This is a genomic window from Pseudoroseicyclus sp. H15 (assembly GCF_054353345.1).
In genome coordinates this window covers 587,132-608,590 of sequence record NZ_JBTHJE010000002.1, presented here as the reverse complement: position 1 = coordinate 608,590, position 21,459 = coordinate 587,132, and the positions used below count along the sequence as shown (strand labels likewise).

Sequence of the window (21,459 nt, the reverse complement as noted above, 5' to 3'; positions counted from 1 at the left end):
GGGCGGCTAGCCCCTCACCAGCCGCCCATCCGCCCCGGCCTGAAGCCGCGATTGCGACGCCGCCGCCAGCGCGGCGTTGCTCGCATTCAGCAGGTCCGTCGCCGGCTCCAGGTCGCCCTGGCCCGCATCGGCGGGGGAGAGCACGCTGGCCTTCAGGAGCCGCGAATAGGGGTGGGCCGGGTCGTCGAGCACGGCGCGGGCCGGCCCCGTCTCTACCACGCGGCCCTTCTGCATGATCATGATGCGATCCGAGATATAATAGGCCGTGGCGAGGTCGTGCGTGATGTAGATCACCGTCACGCCCTGATCGTCACAGAGCCGGCGCAGCAGGTTGACGATCGACATGCGCAGCGAGGCATCCACCATCGAGACCGGCTCGTCGGCGATTAGCACCTTGGGCTGGCAGACGAGCGCCCGCGCGATGGCGGCGCGTTGCAGTTGCCCGCCCGACAATTCGTGCGGATAGCGCCCGCTCACCTCGGCGAGGCTGAGCCCCACATCCACCAGCGCCGCATCCATCGCCGCGTCGACCGCGGCCTTGGTCTTGAGGCCCCGGAAGGCGCGGGCGGTGGAGGCTAGGTAGCGGTCGACCCGTTTCAACGGGTTGAACGCCTCGAAGGGGTTCTGAAAGACCGGCTGCACCTTGGCCATGAAGGCCTTGCGTTCGACGCCGAAGCTGGTGTGGCTGACGGGCTGGCCCTCGAAGAGAATTTCCCCCTCCGTCGGCGCCTCCAGCCCCAGAATCATGCGGGCGAGCGTCGTCTTGCCCGAGCCGCTCTCGCCGACGATGGTGAAGATCTCGGGCCGCGCCTGCTCCAGCAGCAGATCAACGCCCACCACGGCATCCACCGTCGCCCGCGCCAGCAGCCCGCCCGAGGGGAAGCGCTTGGTGACGCCCTTCAGCTCCAGAAGCCCGCTCATGCCGGCACCTCCAGCGCCGGTTCCACCAGCGGCGTCACCTCGTCCGAGCGCCAGCAGGCGGCGCGCTGGCGGGGGCCGACAGCCTCCATCGGCGGCACGTGGTGGCGGCATTGGTCGATGGCGAGCGGGCAGCGCGGGTGAAAGCGGCAGCCGCTCGGCGGGTCGGCAAGGCTGGGCGGGCGCCCCTCTAGCGCGGGCCGGGGCCGCCGGTCGCCGATCTGCGGCAGCGAGGCGACGAGATGCGCGGTGTAGGGGTGCTTCGGCGCGGTGAAGAGCGTGCGGGTCGGCCCTTCCTCGACCAGCCGGCCGGCATAGACGATGCCGATCCGGTCAGCGACATTGGCATGCACGCTCATGTCATGCGTCACGAAGATGATCGACGAGCCCATCTGCTGCTGCACGTTCCGCAGGAGCGCCAGCACATCCTTCTGCACCACCACGTCGAGCGCCGTGGTGGGCTCGTCGGCGATCATGAACTCCGGCCGGCAGATCGTGGCGAGCCCGATGGTCACCCGCTGGCGCATGCCCCCCGACAGCTCGTGCGGATAGGCGCGCAGCACCCGGGCCGGCAGGCGCAGGCTCTCCAGATGCTCCTCGACCCGCTCGCGGAAGGCGCGCCCGGTGAGGCCGAGCGGCTGCTCCGCGAAGTCGCGGAAGGTCTTTCCGATCCGCCGCACCGGGTTCAGCACCGACATCGAGCCTTGCATGATGTAGCTCAGGTGCTTCCAGCGCACGTCGCGCAGCTCGGCCTCGCTCGCCTTGGTCGGGTCGAAGGCCCGCCCGCCGAAATCGTAGGTCACCGAGCCGCCCACCACGCGCAGGGGCGGGCGGATGGCGGCGGCGAGCACCTTGATGAGCGAGGTCTTGCCCGAGGAGCTTTCGCCGGCGATGCCGTAGATCTCGCCCGGTTCGACGGTCATGGTGATGTCGTCGACAGCGCGGATCTCGCGGTTCACGTCGAAATACGACATCTGGTAATAGGCCTTCAGGCCCTCGATCTTCAGCATGCTCATGCGCCGCCTCCCATCCGCCGCAGTCGCGAGCGGGGGTCGATATGTTCGTTCATGGACACGGCCAGCAGGAACAGGCCGAGGAAGGTGATGATGATCAGAACCACGGGGATGATGATCCACCACCAGATGCCCACCACCATCGCGGAGTGGTTGTTCGCCCAGTAGAGCGTCGTGCCAATGGTGGGCACGTTGATGTTGGTGAAGCCGAGCACGCCCAGCGTCACCTCGAAACCGATCGACCAGATCATGTTGGCCATCGCCGTCGAGAAGACGATGGGCATCACGTAGGGCAGGTGCTCCTGAAACATGATGCGCGCCGGGCTCATGCCCGCGAAGACCGCCTGCCGCGTGAACTCGCGGTGCCGCAGCCCGAGCGCGACCGAGCGGATGAGCCGCGCATCGAAGGCCCAGCCGAGGCAGGCCATGATGACGGCGAGCGTGTAAGTGTTCAGGTCGCTGCGCAGCACGAAGTAGAACAGGATCAGGATCGGGAAGATCGGCAGCGCCACGAAGATGTCGTTGATGAACATCAGCACCCGGTCGACCCAGCCGCCGAGGTACCCCGCTGCCATGCCGATCGTGATCGAGATCACCCGGCTGAGCAGCGCCACGATCAGCCCGAAGACCAGCGTGTTGCGGAAGGCGACCGAGAGGTTCCAGAACAGGTCCTGCCCGCGCGAATTGGTGCCGAACCAGTAGGTCGTGCTGGGCGGCATGTCGGGGATGACGTTGTAGATCTGCTCGGGCGGGTAGGGCGAGAAGACGCTGATCGCCGAATAGATCACGATGATCGAGACCAGCACCACGCCGATGCGGAACTCGATGTTGAAGCGGAAGAGGTCGCGGAAGGTCGTGAACATGCCTCAGCCCACCTTCACGCGCGGGTCGAGCAGCGGGTGGAGCAGGTCGATCAGGAAGATCGCGCTCGCCACCGCGATGACCGCCACGGAAGAGACGGCCAGCACCAGCCCGCTGTCGCCGCCATTGACGGCGCGGATCAGCAGGGTGCCGAGGCCGGGGTAGGAGAAGACCTGCTCGGTGATGATCGTGCCCGAGAAGATGCCGCCGAGTGCCATAGCCAGCGCGGTGAGCTGCGGCACCAGCGCGTTGCGGGTGACATAGCCGAAGACGATGCGGTTGCGGTCGACGCCTGCGAGCTCGGCATAGGTCACGTAATCCTCCGAGACGATGTTCGAGACGAGCGCGCGCATGCCGAGGAACCAGGTGCCGATGCTGGCCAGCACCAGCGAGGTGGCCGGCAGGATGGCGTGAAGCAGCACCGAGCCGACGAAATTCCATGTCCAGCCCGGGGTGATGTTCATGGCGAAGCCGCCCGAGATGGGCAGCACGGGCCAGACGAACCCGAAGATGATCACCAGCAGGAAGGCGATGATATAGTAGGGGATCGGCTGAACGCCGATGGCGACGATGCCGAAGGCCTTGAGAAAGCGCGAGTTCTGATAGTAGCCCGCCAGCCCGCCGAGGATATTGCCCAGAAGCCAGCTCAGGATGATGGCCACGGCGAGCAGCCCGACCGTCCAGGGCAGGGCGCGCATCACCAGCTCCATCGCCGGGGTGGGGAAGGCGATCAGCGAGGGGCCGAGATCGCCGCGGATGAAGCGGCTCCAAAAGTTGAGATACTGGCTGAAGAGCGGCTCATCGACGCCGAAGAGCTCTGTCAGCGTGGCGCGGAGCGATTCCACGGCCTGCGGCGAAAAGGTCGACTGGCCGGCGATGCGGCCGATGATCGTTTCGACCGGGCTGATGGGTGAGAAATGGGCGACCACGAAGGCCGCAGACACACCGGCAAACACCACGGCGGCGAGTTGCAGTAGCCGCTTGGCGGCGAAGATCAGGTAGGCTTTCATCCTGGAATGGCCCGCTTTCCTAGGTCGTGAGGAAAATACGCCCGGGGAAGGCGAGGCTCCCCCGGGCGCGGCGTGTTACTCGGCCCCGGTGGGGGTGAGTTGGGTCAGGATGTAGCGAGAGTTGGCCCAGTTGTTCACGATGTTCGCGTAGGGGTTGCTCTCGGCGGCGGGGAAGCCCTGCCAGTAGGTCGTGTCGTAGACCGAGAAGACGTTGTACGACATGACCGGGATGATCGGCATCTCGTCGACCATCAGTTTCACGAATTCCTGCCCGAGCTCGAGATTGCGCGGATCGGTGAATTCGGTGACGCGGACCTCTTCGATGATCCGGTCGAGATCTTCGTTGACCCAGCGCTGCCAGTTGCGCGCCGGCTGGCGCTCGCCCGGCGGCACCACGAAGTCGGAATGCCAGCTGTCGAGGAAGTAGCTGAGGTCGGGGTCGCCGCCCCAGGTCTCGATCGACCAGGCCGTCGCCACCTCGAAATCGCCGAGGGGCAGGGTATCCGCGAAGATCTGCGGATCGGCCTGTGCCGTCACTTCCACGCCGGCCTGCGTCCACTGCTGGGCGATCATGGTGCCCATGCGGTTGATCACGCCATCGGAGAAGGTGTTGAGCGTGAACTCGAAGGGCTCGCCATCGGGCGTCATCCAGTCGCCGCCGTCCTGGGTGAAGCCGGCCGATTCCAGCAGCGTCGCGGCTGCATCGAGATCCTGCTTCCACCAGCCATAGCCGAAGGCGGTGCGGATGGCGTCTTCATCGGTGGGCACGTCCTCGCCGAATTGCGGGCGCACCATGTCGGCCACCTGCAACCCGATGTTCGGATCGTAAGGCTGGATCGTCTCGCCATTGCCGAGATCGAGCTCGTAGTCGGTCAGCCATTGCTGCATCGGGCCGTGGTAGTCACGCGGATGCGTGCCGGTCGGCGGCACCGCGATGGGCGAAAGGGTCGCCGCGCCGCGGTAGGAGGCCATCGAGATCGCCCGCGCATCGAGCATCAGCGCCAGAGCCCAGCGCACGCGCTTGTCCTGGAAGAGCTCGTTCTGGGTGTTGAAGATCACCATCGGCAGCGTCGGGTCGGGGTGGGCATAGGGGAAGCCCGGAAACCAGCCGCGCGCCGTCTCGACATCGTCAACGATCGAGAAGGTGGCCTCGGGCGTCAGGTCGTGGATCATGTCGAGATTGCCGTTGCGCATCTCGATCAGGCGGTTGTCGGAGTTCGGGATCGACCGGTAGATCACATATTGCGGCCCCGGCTCGCCATATTGGGCGACGGTGGTGTTCTCCCAATCGTCACGCTTCTCCCAAGCGTACCAGTAGCCGTTCGGGTCGAAGCTGTGCAGCGTATATGGCCCAAGGCTGACGGGCGGGTTGAACTGGTAGGCCAGCACGTCGTCGACTTCGCTGAAGACATGCTCGGGCATGATCCACGCCGCGTTCCAGCGCACCGAGAACAGCGCATGGAAGCGCGAGTTCGGCTTGGTGAGCGTGAAGTGCACGGTGTAGGGGTCGACCGCCTCGACGCTTTCAACGTTCTCGCTGAAGGCGGCGCTCCAGGTCATGCCGGGCGTGGCCATCTGGGTTTCAACGGTGAAGACCACGTCGTCGGCGTTGAACTCTTCGCCGTCGCTCCAGGTGATGCCCTCGCGCAGATGCACGGTCATCTCGGAGAAGTCGTCGTTATACTCCCAAGGCTCGCTGGCGAGCGAGTTGTAGAGCGCGCCGTCGAGGCCGGCATCGGGGTCGATGTACCACAGCGTGTCCATCGTCAGCTGATGCAGGCCCGTCGACCAGCCGGCGCCATTGCCGGCGACCCAGAGGTTGAAGTTCGGCGGGTTGGTCGCCGGCTGCTCCGGGTTCTGGATGATGAGCGTCTCGTTGCGGGGAAACTCGGTGAGCGGCGGCGCGGCGCCCTCATCCTGAGCGAAAGCGGCCGTCGAAAGAGCCGACAGCACAATTGCTGTCGCAGCCGCAGGTGCGAATGCTGGTTTCATAACTTCCTCCCTGTACCGGCCCCTGAACGGTGCCTGGCGTCATTAATCGTATAATAGTACTCGATTCTGTCAACGATTTTGGCGATATGCATCAGATTAGGTGATATAGATGCGAATGCCGCAATGCGGCGGCCCGAAATGCCTTCCGGGCCGCCAAAATCAGGCCGAATTGCCGCTGTGCAGCGCGGCTCAGGCGTCGCCGACAGACAGGCGGATCATGTGATACGAGAGCGGTTTGAGCGGCAGGCTGAGGCCTGTCCCCTCAAGTTGCAGCCCTTCGCCATTCCCCGGCGTCACTTCGTCGGGCGATTCGGCGGTGTTCACCGCCTCCAGATCGTCATGGCGGATCGTCTTGTGCTCGATCAGGCCGACCTCGCCGAACTGCTCGAGCTTGAGGTCGAGCGAGATCTCGTCGCTCATATGCCGGTTCACGACGAAGAGCGTCACGGTGCCGCCTTCGGTGTCATGCACGGCGGAGACATCGACATACGGCACGTTGTCGCCGTGGGCGCATTCGTAGCCGGGGCTCTCTGTCACCAGCTGCAGAGCGGTGCCGCGCCCGTAGCGCGAGGCGTAGTAGAAGGGCCAGAAGATCGTCTGCCGCCAGGCCCGCCCGCCATTCTCCGTCATGATCGGGGCGATAACGTTCACCAGCTGGGCGATGGCGGCGATCTTCACCACATCCGAGCGGCGTATGAAGGTATTCAGCACGCAGCCGACCTGCAGGACGTCCTCGAAATTGTAGATGTCTTCCAGCAGCGCCGGCGCGTGGGGCCAGCCCTTCTCGCCGCCCAAAATGGGGCGATCCTGGTAGTTGGAATGGTACCAGACGTTCCACTCGTCGAACGAGATGTAGACCTGCTTTTTCGAGCGTTTCTTGGCCTTTACGTAGTCGATCACCCCGGCGACCGAGGCGATATAGGCGTCGAGCTTCTCGTTCAGGCCAAGGAAATCGGGCGTGTTTTTCTCGGGGTTGCGGAAGTACATGTGCAGCGAGATGTAATCGACATTCTCGTAGCATTCCTCCAGAACCGTCGCCTCCCAATCGGGGAAGGTCGGCATGTCGGCGTGAGACGAGCCGCAGACCACAAGCTCCAGCCCCTTGTCGAAGCCGCGCAGGGCCTTGGCCGTTTCGTTGGCGAGGTGGCCATATTCGGCGGCGCTCTTGTGGCCAACCTGCCAGGGCCCGTCCATCTCGTTGCCGAGGCACCAGAGCTTCACGTTCCAAGGCTCTTCGCGGCCATTCTCTCGCCTCAGGTCCGACCAGTAGGTGCCGCCGGGGTGATTGACGTATTCCACGAAGTTGCGCGCCTCATCGAGCCCGCGCGAGCCGAGGTTGACGGCCAGCATCATCTCGGTGCCCACGGTCTCGCACCAATCGGCGAATTCGTGGATGCCGACCTCGTTGGATTCCGAGGTGTGCCAGGCCAGGTCGAGTCGGGTGGGGCGGTCCTCCTTGGGGCCGATGCCATCCTCCCAGTTGTAGGCGCTCACGAAGTTGCCGCCTGGGTAGCGCACCATCGGCACATCCAGCTCGCGCACCAAGTCGGCCACGTCGCCGCGCATGCCGTTCTGGTCGGCCGTCGGGTGATCGGGCTCGTAGATGCCGTGATAGACGGCGCGGCCGAGATGCTCCAAAAATGCTCCGTAGAGCCGGTCGTCAATCTGCGCGATCTGGTAGTCGCGGTGCGCCGTCACCTTGGCTTTCATTCTATCCTCCCCCGTATCGGCTTATCCGATGCATATCTGTAAGTCGGGATAGAAAGCCGGCGGCCTGCCCGCCGTCAAGGGGAGATGTGGGCCGTCAGCCCTTCAGGTGCATCCGCAGGATGATGTCCTGATCGTAATTGCCGAAGCCCTTGCCGAAGATGTTGATGCCCCCCGGATGCCGCGCCTCTTGCTTGACGCCCACGCGCAGCCGCACCGAATGGTGCCGGTCGAGCCCCAGCTCTTCCAGCCGCACGCCGGAGATGCGCGTGCCGTCGACGTAGGAGCCGTCGGAGGTCACGCGGAAGCTCTTCAGCTTGCCGTATTGCGAGCCCTTCAGCTTCCACCAATCCGGCGTGTAAGTGCCTCTTTTATCGCCGAAATCCCCCGGAGACGTCCAGGTCGCCACCTCGATGCCATTGACCCAGATGGTGATGTCGGAAGGCCAGTCTTCGCCGGTGCCGGGCACCTCGGAGCTGAGCTCCATGGTGAATTCGATCGCCTCAAGTTCGCCGTTCTTCAGCTTGGCATTATTGGGGAATTGGTATTCCACATGGCCGCGCGTGAACCACAGAAGGCCGGCGCGCATCCGGTCGGGATCGAGGAAGGAATCCGGCACGTCGAGCAGCCCGACGATGCCATCGGGCCGGCAAAGGCCGCAGGGCGAGGACAGCTCGTAGCCGGTATAAAGCCCGATGGGCATCGCCACTTCGATCGAATCCGTGGCCCGCTTTGCCGCATTGGGCTGAAAGCTGATCATGATCTCGTCGAAGGTCGCGTGGCAGATCTTCTGGTTGCCCTTGCGCGCTTTGCGCGTCTCTGTCCGCACCAGTCCGGCGCTTTCGAGTTGAGACATATTCGACGAAACCGTCGATTGCGGCAACTCCAGACGGGCGGCTATGTCATTGATATTGGCTGGCCCGCTGCCGTGCAGCAGCTTGAGGATGCTCAGGCGCACCGGCGAGGCGAGGCCGCGCAGAACCTCGAGATCCGTCTCCGGATCGACAATCATCACATTACCAGGCAAACGCTCGAAACCTCAATAAACGGGTTCATCTTGTGTATCAGGGTTTGTGGTACATTCAAGGGCGGCAGGCCTCTCGGGCGCTTACGGGGCTGCCATATCGGCCAGTCGGCTGAAAAACGCGCCGACCGGCTCAGCTCCGGCCCGGCAGGCCGGCCTTGGCGATCTTGTCGTTGAGCGTGCGCCGGGGCAGGCCGAGCACCCGCGCGGCGGCCTCGGTATTGCCGCCGCATTGGTCGAGCACGCGGGCGATCTCCTGCATCTCGAAGGCCGCCACCAAGTCGCGCAGCGTCTGGCCCGCTGTAACTGCTGGCGCCTTGGTGCCGGGCGCAGGGCGCGCGAGGCCGAGCACATGGCGGTCGGCCATGATCCTCAGCTCATGGGCATTGCCGGGCCAGTGGTGGGCCTGAAGCGCCTTGCGGTCTTGAAAGGTCACCTCCGGCGCCTCGCGGCCATGCCGGGCGGCGGCATGGGCGAGGAACTGCGCGAAGATCAGCGGCACGTCGGTGGGGATCTGTCGCAGGGCGGGCAGAGCGATTTCGTATCCGGCAATCCGGTAGTAAAGATCCTCACGGAAAGTCCCGGCCCGGATGCCCTCGGCAAGCGGGGCGGAGGCAGAGGCGATGACGCGGAAGTCCACCGCGCGCGCCCCTTCCGGCCCGTCGATCTGCCGGGTTTGCAGCACGCGCAGGAGCTTGGGCTGTAGGGCCAGCGGCAGTGTGTCGATCTGGTCGAGGAAGAGCGTGCCGCCATCCGCCGCGCCGATCAGCCCCGTCGTATCGCCGGTGCCGAACAGCGCCCGTTCGGCGCCGCTTTCCGAAAGCAGGGCGCAGTTCACCACGATGAACGGCCCCTCCAGGCGCGTCCCGCGGCGATGCAGTATGCGCGCCGCCAGTTCCTTGCCGGTGCCCGTCTCGCCGGTCAGCACCACGTCGATCGCCAGCGGCGCGACCTCGGCGAGGCTCTTGCGCAGCGCGGCCATGGTGCGGCTCTCGCCAATGAAATCGCCCTGCTCGGCGAGGCGGCTCTGCAGCCGCGCGACCTCGGCCTTCAGGCGCCCCGTCTTCAGCGCTCGGGCGATGACGCTCATCAGGTGCTCGGCGTCATAGGGCTTTTCGAGGAAGTCCTCAGCGCCCGCCTGCATCGCCCGCACCGCATGGGCGACGTCGCCATGGCCGGTGAGCAGCACCACGGGCACATCGCAGCCCGCCTCGGTGAGCCGGGTGACGAGGCCGATGCCGTCGAGCCCCGGCATCCGCAGATCGGTGAGCACGAGGGCAGGGGGTGCGGTAAGGGCCTCCGCCAGAGCCTCGGTGGCCGAGGCGAAGGGCTGGACCTGGTAGCCAACGGCGGTGAGCAGGTCGGCGAGGCTTTCCAGATGGTCGGGGTCGTCATCGACGACGAAGAGGCGCTCGCCGCTCATTCCGCCGCAATCCTGTCTTGCAGTGCGTCGAAGGTGAGGGCTGCGCGGGTGCCTCCGCCGCCCGCCTCGTCCAGCGTGAGCCGCCCGCCGAACTCCTCGACGATGGTGCGCGAGATGGAGAGGCCAAGGCCAAGGCTCTCGCCGGTTTGCTTGGTGGAGAAGAAGGGCTCCATCACCCGCGCCATCAGGCCCGAGGGGATGCCCGGGCCGTTGTCCAGAACGGCGATCTCGACGCTGCCGCCAGTGACGCGGCGTGTAATGGAAACCTCGGCCCCCTCGCGCCCGGCCACCGCGTCGAGGGCGTTCATCAGAAGGTTCACCAGCACCTGCTCCAGCCGCACCTGCCCGGCGAGGATCACCGGCGACGGGCCATCGGGCGCGAAAGCCACGGGCACGCCGGCATCCGCCGCCCGAGGTGCGACGATATCGAGCGCGCCGGTGATGGCGGCATCCACGAAGACGGGCGTGCGCACGCCGGCCTCTTTGCGGGAGAAGCTCTTGAGATGCTTGATCGTGCGCAGGATGCGGCGGATGTGGCTGCGCGCTTTCTCGATGCGGCTGGTGGCGTAATCGTCGGTCACCCGGCCTGAGAGCAGGGTCGCCGCCAGTGTCGCCTCCATCGCGGCGAGGGGCTGGCTGATCTCGTGCACGATGGCGGCGGACATGCGGCCGAGCGCGGCCATCTTCTCGGAATGGATAAGCGCGTCCTGTGCGTCACGGAGGTCATCCTCCGCCCGCCGCCGCTCTTCGATCTCGCGGGCGAGTTCCACGGTGCGCTCTGCGACGCGGGCCTCCAGCAGCTCGCCCTGTTTCAGGCGCATGGCGACGAAGCGGCGGCGCTGCGCCCAGGTCTGCGCGAGGGCGCCGAGCGCGAGGGTGGACAGGAGCGTGACCGCCGCCGTCAGCCAGGCGGCGCGCGTGGCGGGCGCGAGGGGGGTGCTGTCGAGCAGCACCCAGTCGTCCACGGGCAGAGCCTGACGACGGATCAGCCGGGGCGCGCCATCTACCACCACGCGGGCCTGGCTGGAGGTGGCGAGCACCGGCGCCCGTTCCGTCACCGGGATGCTCGCAAAGGCGCGTGCCTCGTCGATGGCCTGCAGCCGCTCGGGGCCGAGCGGCGCGAGCGGGCGGTAGATCCAGTCGGGACGGCCGGAGAGGATAACCACGCCGAAGCGGTCGGCGACGGCCAGTGTGCCGCCCGTCTCTGCCCATGTCTGCTGCAGCGGCCGCAGGTCGACCTTCACGACGATCACGGCGGATTTGCCCGCGATCTCGGCGCGGGAGGAGAGGAAATACCCGGGCTCGCCGGTGGTGACGCCCACGGCGTAAAGCCGGCCCGCGCCCCATTCCATCGCCTGGCGGAAATAGGGGCGGAAGGCGTAGTTCTCGCCGACGAAGCTGTTCTCGTCCTGCCAGTTGCTGGAGGCGAGGGTGGTGCCATCGGCATTCATCAAGAAGAGCTCGTCGGCCCCCGATTGCCGCGCGGCGACGGCAAGGGCGCGGCTGGCGATCTCGATGGAGGTGGCGCTCTGCGGCGCGATCACGGCAGCGCGGATGCGCGGGTCTTCGAGGGCGAGCGAGGGTAGGTAGCGGTAGCGCTCGATCTCGGAATCGATGGTACGCGCCGTCAGCCCCAGCGAGCGGTCGAGCCGCTGTGCCAGCGCGCCTGTCGACAGGTGCCACGCCCCGGTGCCCGCCGCGAGGGCCGCCAGCACCGCGACGAGGAAGAGCAGCGGCCAGAAGGCCCTGTGGCTGCGCGTGGTCATGGCGCTACTCTGCCACGGCTCCCGCATCCGCGGAATGGCCTTCGGCGCAGGGCGACAGGGTGATGGGCGCGCCGGCCTCCGCCCCGATCTCGTGGCAGGTGCCGCCCGCGCAGAGCTGCCAGCCGCCGGCCGTGGCGCCGGAGGCGGCGAGGGTGAGGGCGGGCACGGTGAGGTCGGCTTCCGACACCCACCAGCCGTCCACCAGCCGGGCCTCCGGCCCCGGCTCCATCCCGGCGCCGGAGCCCTGCACCTCGGCGCGGGTGAGGTGGAGGGCATCGCCCTCCACCCTCCAGCTCTCGCGCCAGCCGGTATGCTCGACGCTGTGCTCCCAGCTCAGCGTGAAGTCCGGGGCGGCGAGCATAAGGAGCGCCGCCCCGACAGCAAGGCAGGTGCTCATGCCTGCGCCCGCTTGCGCCCGCCGAACCAGATGATGGCTCCGGTTGCGGCGGCGAGCGCGAAGCCGATCTCGTCGGTCAGCGGCAGCGAGGCGATGAGCGTGAAGGCAGCGATCATGGCCATCGCTCGCAGCGGCCAGCCGAGCGGGCGGCCCATCCAGCCAATCACCGCGATGCCCCAGAGCGCGATGGAAAGCGCCGTCTTGAACACCACGTAGGCGACGGCCGGCCAGAAGCCGATGGACTCCGCCAAGGGCCCGCCCGGCTGCAGCATCAGCACGGGCGTATAGACGGCCATGAAGGGGATCACGAAGCCCGCCGCCGCCACCTTGATCGCCTCCATCGAGATGCGCAGCCCGTTCGCCTTGGCAATCGGCGCGGCGGCGAAGCAGGCCAGCGCCACCGGTGGTGTCAGGTCCGCCAGGATCCCGAAGTAGAAGACGAACATGTGGCTGACGATCAGCGGTACGCCCAGGTCGAGCAAGGCGGGGCCGGCGATGGAAGAGGTGATGATGTAGTTGGGGATCGTGGGGATGCCCATGCCGAGGAAGATGCAGGTGATCATCGTCAGCACCAGTGACAGGAACAGGCTGCTCTCGCCGATGGAGACGATGAATTGCCCGAAGGTGTTCGCCGCCCCCGTCAGCGTCATCGTCCCGATGATCACGCCCACCAGCGCGCAGGCCACGCCCACCGGCAGCGCCGTGCGGGCGCCCTCGGCCAGGCTGTCGCGGATGAGCCCCAGCGTGCCCCGCCCGCCGCGCGACAGGGCGCACCAGACCAGCAGCACGGCGACGGCGATGAAGAGCACCTCTGTCCCGAACTCCAGGAAGGCGGCGGTGACGAGGCCGAGGCCGATCCAGAAGAGGATGCGCAAGGTGCCGCCGGGCAGCCCGAGCACGATGGAGCCGCCAAGGATGAGCAGCACGGTAAGCGCGAGGCCCACGGTGCCGGCGAAGAGCGGCGTGTAGCCGCCGAAGAGCAGGTAGACGAGCACGCCCAGCGGCACGAGCAGCATCCAGCCCTCCTTCACCGCCTTCAGCGGCGAGGGCAGCTCTGCCTTGGGCAGGCCGCGCAGAGCGTATTTGCCGGCTTCGAGATGCACGATCCAGAAGGCCGAGGCGAAGTAGAGGATGGCGGGGATCAGCGCCGCCTTGACGACCTCGACGTAAGGCACGTCCAGCGTCTCGGCCATGATGAAGGCGACGGCCCCCATCACCGGCGGCATGATCTGCCCGCCCATCGAGGCGGTGGATTCAACGCCCCCCGCGAACTCCGCCCGGTAGCCGAAGCGCTTCATCAGCGGGATGGTGAACTGCCCGGTGGTCACGACGTTCGCCACCCCCGAGCCCGAGATCGTGCCCATCAGCCCGGAAGAGACGACGGAGACCTTGGCCGCGCCGCCCTGCCGGTGCCCGAAGAGGCCCATGGAGACATCGGTGAAAAGCTGGATCATCCCGGCCCGCTCAAGGAACGAGCCGAAGAGGATGAAGAGGAAGATATAGGTTGAGGAGACGTAGATCGGGATGCCGTAGATCCCTTCCGTCCCGTAGGCCATGTGGTCGATTACCTGGCTGAAGGCATAGCCGCGGTGGTTGAGCGGGAAGGGCAGGTACTGCCCGAACAGGCAGTATGCGAGGAAGAGGCCCGAGATGATCGGCAGCGCAATGCCCATCATCGCATAGCCCGCCGCAAAGACCGTCACGAGCGCCGCGACGCCGATGGCGATGTCGAGCGGGGTCGGTCGCCCGGCGCGCAGGATGAGGTCGCGGTATTCCCACCACTGGTAGGCGGCGACGGCGATGGCCACCGCCGCGAGCGCCCAGCAGAGCGCCTTCATCACCGGGCCCACATGCTTGGCATAGGCGATGAGCGGGAAGGTCAGCACCAGCAGAAAGCCCACGTGGATGGCGCGGGTGATCTGGCTGGCCATATCGATGAGATGGGCGGCGGTGGCGATCTGGAAGAGTGAGAAGACGACGGCGATCCAGAAGAGCACCCGGCCGATGGGACGGTCTGGAAAGCTCACGCCGTGGGTTTCCGCCGGCACCGGCGGTTCGGCTTGGGTAGACATGAAGCGTCTCCGGGGAATGGTCGAGACCGCGGGAAAAGCCGCGCGCCGGGAGGGGCGCGCGGCTGGCGTCAGGGGCCGATCAGTCGATCAGGCCCTGCTCGCGGTAGTAGCGCTCGGCGCCCGGGTGCAGCGGCACGGGCATGCCGTCGAGCGCATGCTCCAGCATGATCGAGGCGGCGGCCTGGTGCGAGGAGGTGAGCGTCTCGATGTTCTCGAAGAGCAGCTTCGTCATCTGGTAGGCCGTCTCGTCGGAGACGCCATCATGCGAGACGAGGTAATTCGAGATGGCGATGGTCGGCACGTCCTCGTCCTGCCCGTCATAAGTGCCTGCGGGGATCATTGCGGCCTGGTAGGGGGCGCCGAGCGTCTCGGCGATCTCGGCCGGGATCTCCACGACGGTGATGGCCACGGAGGTCGAGAGGTCGCGGATCGAGGCGACACCGAGGCCCGCCGATTGCAGCGTCGCATCGAGCTGGCGGTTCTTCATCAGCTCGACGGATTCGGCGAAGGGCAGATATTCGGTCTTGCCGAGATCGTCATACGACATGCCCGCCGCGCCAAGGATGGCCCGCGCGTTCAGCTCGGTGCCCGAGGCCGGCGCGCCGACGGAGACGGCGGCACCCGCCAGATCGGCCAGCGTGGTCATGCCGCTTTCTTCGAGCGCGACGAGCTGGATGTAGTTGGGATAGATGGCCGCGATGCCGCGCAGATGGTCGAGCGGGGCGGGGAAGCCGGCCTCTTCGTCGCCGTTCCACGCGGCGGCGACGCTGTCACCCAGCGCGAAGGCGATCTCGCCGCGGCCTTCCTGCAGCAGGTTGAGGTTTTCGACCGAGGCCTTGGTCGATTGCACCTGCGTGCGGGCGCCCTCGATGTTCTCGCCGTAGATGTTGGAAAGGCCGACGCCGAGCGGGTAGTAGACGCCCGAGGTGCCGCCGGTCAGCACGTTGATGAATTCCTGCGCATGGGCGCCGGTGGCCGCGAGGCCGAGCACGGATGCGACAACGGAGCCGCGTAGCGCGGCTGTCAAATAGGTCATGGTTTCCTCCCTGTTGGCGATGACCGCCGGGCAGGATGAGGCACCAGGAGGCGCCGATTTCCCAAACGTTACGCGCTGAGAGGGCCGATCTGGCGGGCAATGTATTGCCCGGGGCCGGGCGAGATAGTGCCTGAAGTTAAAATTCTATTTTTTGTACAGTGGGTTACCTGTGGCGCCGCTTTCGCCGCCCGATCTGGCCGCCCGCGCAATAGAAAACGGGCCGCCCGCATCGCAGGCAGCCCGCTCTCCAATGGTCCAGCGCTGAAAGCCGGCTCAGCTCCGCGCGTCGAGCCCCTCGCCACCGACGGTTCCGAGCTCTTCCAGCGCGCGCTCGGTGAAGCTGAAATCCACCAGCGCCTCCGCCGGCACGACGGGCACATCCTCGAAATCGGGGTTGGCGTAAATGAAGTCCACGGAGGTCTGCAGCTCGGCCGGGTCGAAGCAGCCGTTGATGCACCAGCGCGTTGTCAGGAACGCGGCATTGCGCTCGATATTCTCGCGCGAGATGTCCGGCCGGGCAGCAACGGCGGCCTCGACCCAGCGATCCGGGTGAGCCTCCATGTCGCGCGCGGCGTCGATCAGCGCCTCGGTGAGCCGCAGGAGCGCTTCGTCCTTCTCGGCGATGGTGTCTTCATGCACCGCGAGGAATTTCGACATCGGCGGGGCGAATTGCGAGAACTCGTCGGCATCCATCACGACATGGAAGCCGGGCGTGCCTTCGATGGCCCCGTAGGTGCCGAAGGAGACGGTGGTCGCATCCACCTGGCCCGCCGCCAGCGCCTGCACCCGCACCGCCGGCGCGCCGATGGCAACGTAGGATGGGGCGTCCGGCGACATGCCCATGCCGCGCAGGGCGGACTGGGTAAGGTTGTGATCGAGGCTGCCATTGTCGGCGATGGCATAGCTGCGGCCCTCGAGATCCTCGATGCTCTCGATGTCGTCCACGGCCGCGATCAGGAAGGGGCTGCCAGTGGCGGTGGCGACGATGCCCCGGATCGGAAAGTCGTTTTGCGCGACGAGGCGGATGGCGGCGTCCATGCCGATATCGGCGGCGTCTACGTCGCCGGATTGCAGGGCGGCAGCGGCCTGCGGGGTGCCGTCGAGCGCCACATAGGTCACCTCCAGCCCGTGCTTCTCGAAGAAGCCGAATTCCTGCGCGAGGCGGAAGACGGAACCGGTGGTGAGGTTGAAATTGGCGTCATCCACCGCGAGCGCGATGGTCAGCTGCTCCATGTCGCTCTCTTGCGCGGCGGCGCCAGTGGCGGCCAGCGCGAGGGAGAGGGCGGCGGAGGAGGCGAGGAGAAGACGGCGGTTCATCATGGGGTCACGTCCTTTAAGGGCAGTCAGGCGGCGCGGCGGAACACCGGCAGCGGGTCGAAATCGTCCTTGAGGACGGCGGAGACATCCTCCTGCCCCATCCAGCCCCGGATGAGGGTGGAGTAGATGCGGCGGAAGTCGGTCGTGTAGCGGAGGTTGCCTTCCTCGAGATCGGTGAGGCTGGGCATCCCGCCGTAATGGCCGCCCTCGATGGGCTTGCCGAGGATGAAGGCGGGGCCAGCGGTGCCGTGGTCGGTGCCGAGCGAGGTGTTCTCCGCCACGCGGCGGCCGAACTCGCTGAAGGCCATCAGCACCACGTCGTCGGCGCGGCCCAGACGCTCCATGTCGCGCATGAAGGCGGCGATGTGGTCGGCGGTGTAGGACCACAGCCGCGCGTGCAGGTCGCCCTGGTAGACATGCGTGTCGAAGGCGTTGTTGCGGTAGGGCACGTAGTAGACCCGGGTGGGGAAGTCGGCGGCGATCAGCGCCGCCACCCGCTCCAGCCCCCACGGGACGAGGCCGTAATCGACCGGCGTCTGGTAGGCGCTCCACGCGTCGCGGACGAGCCGCTCGGACTTGCTGGCCGAGGCGGCGATGTCGAAGAGGAAGTCGAGCGAGGCATTGCCGCCGCCATTCCCCCGCCGGTCGACCGCCGCCATCGCCTCCGCCTCCGCCTCGAAGGCGCGGCGGGTGAACTTCTGCGGGTCGTCGAAAACGAGGGGGACGTGGTTCATCGCGCGCACGGCGAGCGACTGGTGGTCGTCGATATTGACGAGGAAGTTGCTGCGGTGGCCGAGCGGGTCGATGGCATCGGCCATGCGCCCGAGCCAGCCGTTCGCCTCGCCGCTGTTTGGCGCGCCCGTCTGCCAGAAGGCCATCGACGAGAAATGCGAGAAGGACGGCTGGTCGTAGCCGACGCCGTGGACGATGGCCATCTGCCCGTCCTTCCACAGCCGCTCGAAGCCGGTCATGGATTTCTGGAAGGCGAAGTGATCGTCGATGGCCACCGCCTTCTCGGGGCGGATGCCGAGGTTCGGGCGGGCGCGGTAATAGGCGTCGTCGGCATAGGGAATGACGGTGTTCAGCCCGTCATTGCCGCCGGAGAGCTCGACGATCACGAGGATGCGCTCGCCGGCCGCCTTCTCGGTCGTCTTCGACCAGACGGGCGAGGTGGTGATGCCGCCGGCGCCTTCCATGACCATGCTGCCATAGCCGGAGCGGAGCAGGCCGTCCTTCTCGTCGCGGGTGAGTTTCGGGGTCTTTGCCATCGGGTCCTCCCGGGTCAGGCCAGCTGGTACTGGGGGGCGCACATGATGCCGTGCGCGACCAGCCTCAGGCCGAATTCCAGATATCCTTCCGCCTCGGCGAGGTCGGAGGTGCCGAGTTCGCCCTCCAGCATCTCCACCAGCGCGGCGCGGGCGGCGCCGTCGAGCGGCAAGGGCAGGAAGCGGGAGGAGAGGGCGTCTACCGCTTGTTCGGTGGTCGTGGCGCCGGTCTCCTTCACCATCTCGGTCAGCGAGAATTGCGCGGGGACGCGAGGGATGGGTTTGAGCTTCCGCATCGCCTCCTGCCAGCCGATGACGCTGGCATAGCGGGTGTTGAAGCTCTCCTGGATGCCATCGGCGGAACTGGGGGCGGCGCCGTCTTCCAGCGTCGCCGCCGTGATCTCCATCCCTTCGTTGAGGTTGCGGTTGACGCGCCGCACCTCGCCGCCGGGGTCGAGGTTGGGGTCGCGGAAGGAGATCATGTCGGGGAACATGACGTCCTTGGCGAAGTTGCCGCGCTCGAACAGCAGGCCCGGCGTGATCCACGCGCGCCCCTCGCTCCAGCCCGCCACAGTCGGTGGGGTGAGCAGCACCTGGCCAAGCGTCTTGCCCACGCTCCACGGGTCGGGCACGCCGGGCAGGGTGTTCAGCCCGAGCTTGCGGTAGGTGGTGGCGATCAGCTCCGTGGGCGAGTGGATATGCGTCGCAATCGACGGCTCGGCGTGGAAATCCTCCGACAGGAAGATTGTGCGCAGGAAGGGGCGGATCTCGTAATCGCCATCGCGGAGCAGGGCGCCGAGGCGTACTGCGAAGTCGGGCGAAATCTCTTCCCGCACGAAGAAGCGGTAGAGCTTTGAGGCGATGTAGATCGCCGTCTGCTCCTGCTGCAGGATGATGCGCAGGATATCGTCGCCATCGAAGCGCCCGCGCTGGCCGAGGAAGCGTTTCTCGCCGTCGTCGTGCAGGGCGGGGTCGAAGGCGAAGGCGAGGTCATCGTTCGTCCAGCCGGTGAAGGCGCGGGCGGCCTCGCGGATGTCATCCTCGGTGTAATTGCCGACGCCCATGGTGAAGAGCTCCATCACCTCGCGGCCGAAGTTCTCGTTGGGCGCGCCCTTCACGTTGTGCGTGGCGTCGAGGAAGACGAGCATCGCCGGGTCCTTCGACACAGCCTCCAAGAGGTCGCGGAAGGAGCCGAGGGCGCCGGCGCGCAGCGTTTCCAGCTGCTGGTGGATCTTGCGGTAATCGCGGAGCTTTTCCTCGCTGGTGGCGAAGTGGCCGTGCCAGAAGAGGGTCATCTTCTCTTCCAGCGGATGCGGCGTCGTCACCATCCGCTCCATCCACCAGAAAGCGAGGCGGCGGGTTTCCAGAGTCGTGGCACGCAGCCAGTAGAAGAAGCGGTTGGTCACCGGCTGCAGCGGCCGGCTGCCGCCGGGTTTGACTTTCACGCCGAGCGCCGCGCCATGCTGCTCGGCCGCCTCGGTGGCGGCGGGGCGCGAAGGCGGGAAGTCAGCGAAGCTCGGCTCCCAGAAGCCGGATTCGTCGAAGGCGGGCAGGGGTGCCGCGCCGGGCGCGCCGGTCAGCATATGCTCGACGGCGGCTTCGGGTGTCATCGCGGCGAGCGCATCGATTTCGGCTGGTGTGCCGCCGAAGCCGGCGCGGTTCAAAAGGTGCAGGGCGCGCGCACGCGACCAGTCATTGGCGCTGACCGGGGCCAGCTCTTCCACTCTAGGCATGGGTCCTCCCAACGCCGCCCTCCCGCGGCGCGTCTCGATAGGTAAGGTAGGGCACCAGGCAGGTTTCGGCGCTCTATCAATGCGATAGGAAAGCTCTATCGGCCAGGATCGGCCTTGTCAGCGCCTTCCCCGGAGAGGGCGCCTGCCAGTTCCTCCAGCGCCGCGCCGTCGCGGGCCATGTCGTGGATCCGCGCCCAGAGCGCCTGCCGAAGCTCGGCGAAGGCGGGCTGGCCGCGGGGGTCATGCTCCCACCGCGGCTCGGGCAGATCGACCGGCATGATCGTGTCCATCCGGCCGGGGCGGGGGCGCAGCACGATGACCCGCTGCGAGAGGATCACCGCCTCGTCGATGTCGTGGGTAACGAAGACCACCGCCATCTTCCGGCGCGTCCACATGCGCAGCAGCTCCGTCCGCAGCGTCTCCCGCGTCATGGCGTCGAGGGCGGCGAAGGGCTCGTCCATCAGCAGCACCTCCGGCTCCACCGCCAGCGCCCGGGCGAGGCCGACGCGCTGCTGCATGCCCCCCGAAAGCTGGTGCGGATAGGCCTCGGCAAAATCGCGCAGGCCCACTGCGCCGAGGAGAGAGCGTGCGCGTGTGCGCCGTTCGGCCTTGGGCAGGCCGCGCAGGCCGAGAACGAACTCGATATTACCGGCGATGGTGCGCCACGGCAGCAGGCGGGCGGACTGGAAGACCATGGCGATGTCGGTGCTCGGCCCCGGCGGGCGGCCCTTCACGAGCACCTCGCCCTCGTCGGCCTGCGTCAGCCCGTCGATGAGGCGCAGCAGCGTGGTCTTGCCGCAGCCCGAGGGCCCGACCAGGCTGACGAACTCCCCCGGCGCCACGTCGAAGGTGATATCCTCCAGTGCCACGACCGCGCCGTCGCCGAAGCTCTTGCCGACCCCCCGCAGGGAGATCAGCGGCTGACCCGCCCCCTCGCTCACAGCGACAGGCGCCAGCGCCCGAACCGCCGCTCCGCCATCCTGAGGGCGATGGTGATCAGCGAGCCGAGGGCCATCATGACAATGACGACGGCGAAGTACTTGTCCATCTGGAAGCGGTTGCCGGCCTTGATCATCTCTCCCCCCAGCCCCGACTGCGCCATCGTCAGCTCGGCGATCACCGTGCCGACGATGCAGACCGCCGCGCCGATGCGCAGGCCCGAGAGGATCGACGGCATCGCGTCGGGCACCATCACCTGCCAGAAGAGCTGCCGCCGCTTGGCACCGAAGCTCTCGGCCATCTCGATCAGGTCCTTGTTGGCATTAGCGATCCCGCCCGTGGTGTTGATGAGGATGGGGAAGACCGCCGCATTCCACACCACGACCACCTTTGCCTCGGTGTAGAGGCCGAACCAGACGATGACGAGCGGGATGAAGGCGGCGCCGGGCGTGGCGTTGATGGCGTTCACGAAGGGGTCGAACACCCGCCCGATCCGGGGAAAGCCGCCAAAGAGGATGCCGATGCCGATGCCGGTGCTGGCGGCAAGAATGAAGCCCAGGCCCAGCACGGTCAGCGACTGGCCGAGGGCGCGCAGCATGGTGCCGTCGCTCCACATGATGATGCTCTGGCGCACCACATCCACCGGGCTCGGCATCACGAGATTGCCGGAGGTCATGTTGAGCAGCTGCATGCCCGCGACGATGCTCACGAGGATCAGCACCTGCCAACCCACCAGACTGCCCCGCCCCGGCGGCCGGCGCGCATGGCGCACGGGCCGAATGCGCGGCTTGGCCGCCTCGGCTGCCGGCGCTTCGGCGGCACGGCGATCCGGCCTGCTCATCTGGCTGTCCTCCATCTCGGGGCCCGCCGGCTTGTGCTGCGGTCGGCCCCCCTCCCGCCTAGAGTGCTAACGCAGGGTATGGACGAGAACCATCGGAAAGGCGGATATGCGATATTGACGTCTCCCAAGGCCGGCCCGGCTAAGA

17 protein-coding genes are annotated in these 21,459 nt (G+C 66.9%); all 17 read right to left on the bottom strand.

What is annotated here, in order from left to right; all coding sequences use genetic code 11:
* Positions 1 to 6 precede the first annotated feature (6 nt).
* Positions 7 to 921: an ABC transporter ATP-binding protein gene (locus ACXN5S_RS06795; RefSeq protein WP_458604646.1), complete on the bottom strand. Its 915-nt coding sequence runs from the start codon at positions 919 to 921 to the stop codon at positions 7 to 9.
* Positions 918 to 1,934 carry an ABC transporter ATP-binding protein gene (locus tag ACXN5S_RS06790; protein WP_458604645.1) on the bottom strand — a complete coding sequence of 339 codons (1,017 nt, stop codon included), beginning with the start codon at positions 1,932 to 1,934 and terminating at the stop codon, positions 918 to 920. Before ACXN5S_RS06790 ends, ACXN5S_RS06795 begins: the two co-directional genes overlap by 4 nt.
* Positions 1,931 to 2,794, bottom strand: a complete 864-nt coding sequence (locus ACXN5S_RS06785) for an ABC transporter permease (protein ID WP_458604644.1) — start codon at positions 2,792 to 2,794, stop codon at positions 1,931 to 1,933. The genes ACXN5S_RS06790 and ACXN5S_RS06785 overlap by 4 nt, the downstream gene beginning before the upstream one ends.
* A gap of 3 nt (positions 2,795 to 2,797) precedes the next feature.
* A complete protein-coding gene (locus tag ACXN5S_RS06780; protein ID WP_458604643.1) occupies positions 2,798 to 3,802 on the bottom strand; it encodes an ABC transporter permease in 1,005 nt (334 codons plus the stop codon).
* Positions 3,803 to 3,877: 75 nt separating this feature from the next.
* Positions 3,878 to 5,794, bottom strand: coding sequence for an ABC transporter substrate-binding protein (locus tag ACXN5S_RS06775; protein WP_458604642.1), 1,917 nt, complete (start codon positions 5,792 to 5,794; stop codon positions 3,878 to 3,880).
* 189 nt (positions 5,795 to 5,983) lie between these two features.
* Positions 5,984 to 7,504: an arabinosylfuranosidase ArfA gene (gene arfA / locus ACXN5S_RS06770; protein ID WP_458604641.1), complete on the bottom strand. Its 1,521-nt coding sequence runs from the start codon at positions 7,502 to 7,504 to the stop codon at positions 5,984 to 5,986.
* Positions 7,505 to 7,598: 94 nt separating this feature from the next.
* Entirely contained in the window at positions 7,599 to 8,513 is a 915-nt protein-coding gene (locus ACXN5S_RS06765; RefSeq protein WP_458604640.1) for an ArsR/SmtB family transcription factor, read from the bottom strand.
* 145 nt (positions 8,514 to 8,658) lie between these two features.
* Positions 8,659 to 9,948, bottom strand: a complete 1,290-nt coding sequence (locus tag ACXN5S_RS06760; RefSeq protein WP_458604639.1) for a sigma-54-dependent transcriptional regulator — start codon at positions 9,946 to 9,948, stop codon at positions 8,659 to 8,661.
* Positions 9,945 to 11,714, bottom strand: coding sequence for a sensor histidine kinase (locus ACXN5S_RS06755; RefSeq protein WP_458604638.1), 1,770 nt, complete (start codon positions 11,712 to 11,714; stop codon positions 9,945 to 9,947). The genes ACXN5S_RS06760 and ACXN5S_RS06755 overlap by 4 nt, the downstream gene beginning before the upstream one ends.
* A gap of 4 nt (positions 11,715 to 11,718) precedes the next feature.
* A complete protein-coding gene (locus ACXN5S_RS06750; RefSeq protein WP_458604637.1) occupies positions 11,719 to 12,111 on the bottom strand; it encodes a DUF1850 domain-containing protein in 393 nt (130 codons plus the stop codon).
* Positions 12,108 to 14,183 carry a TRAP transporter permease gene (locus ACXN5S_RS06745; protein WP_458604636.1) on the bottom strand — a complete coding sequence of 692 codons (2,076 nt, stop codon included), beginning with the start codon at positions 14,181 to 14,183 and terminating at the stop codon, positions 12,108 to 12,110. The genes ACXN5S_RS06750 and ACXN5S_RS06745 overlap by 4 nt, the downstream gene beginning before the upstream one ends.
* Positions 14,184 to 14,262: 79 nt before the next feature.
* A complete protein-coding gene (locus ACXN5S_RS06740) occupies positions 14,263 to 15,219 on the bottom strand; it encodes a TAXI family TRAP transporter solute-binding subunit (protein ID WP_458604635.1) in 957 nt (318 codons plus the stop codon).
* 273 nt (positions 15,220 to 15,492) lie between these two features.
* Complete coding sequence (locus tag ACXN5S_RS06735; RefSeq protein WP_458604634.1) at positions 15,493 to 16,539, bottom strand: ABC transporter substrate-binding protein; 1,047 nt, start codon at positions 16,537 to 16,539, stop codon at positions 15,493 to 15,495.
* A 23-nt stretch (positions 16,540 to 16,562) separates the two neighbouring features.
* Entirely contained in the window at positions 16,563 to 17,804 is a 1,242-nt protein-coding gene (locus ACXN5S_RS06730; RefSeq protein ID WP_458604633.1) for a DUF1501 domain-containing protein, read from the bottom strand.
* Between the two features lie 14 nt (positions 17,805 to 17,818).
* Positions 17,819 to 19,534, bottom strand: coding sequence for a DUF1800 domain-containing protein (locus ACXN5S_RS06725; protein WP_458604632.1), 1,716 nt, complete (start codon positions 19,532 to 19,534; stop codon positions 17,819 to 17,821).
* 95 nt (positions 19,535 to 19,629) lie between these two features.
* A complete protein-coding gene (locus ACXN5S_RS06720; RefSeq protein WP_458604631.1) occupies positions 19,630 to 20,475 on the bottom strand; it encodes an ABC transporter ATP-binding protein in 846 nt (281 codons plus the stop codon).
* Positions 20,472 to 21,314, bottom strand: a complete 843-nt coding sequence (locus ACXN5S_RS06715; RefSeq protein ID WP_458604630.1) for an ABC transporter permease — start codon at positions 21,312 to 21,314, stop codon at positions 20,472 to 20,474. The genes ACXN5S_RS06720 and ACXN5S_RS06715 overlap by 4 nt, the downstream gene beginning before the upstream one ends.
* Positions 21,315 to 21,459 lie beyond the last annotated feature (145 nt).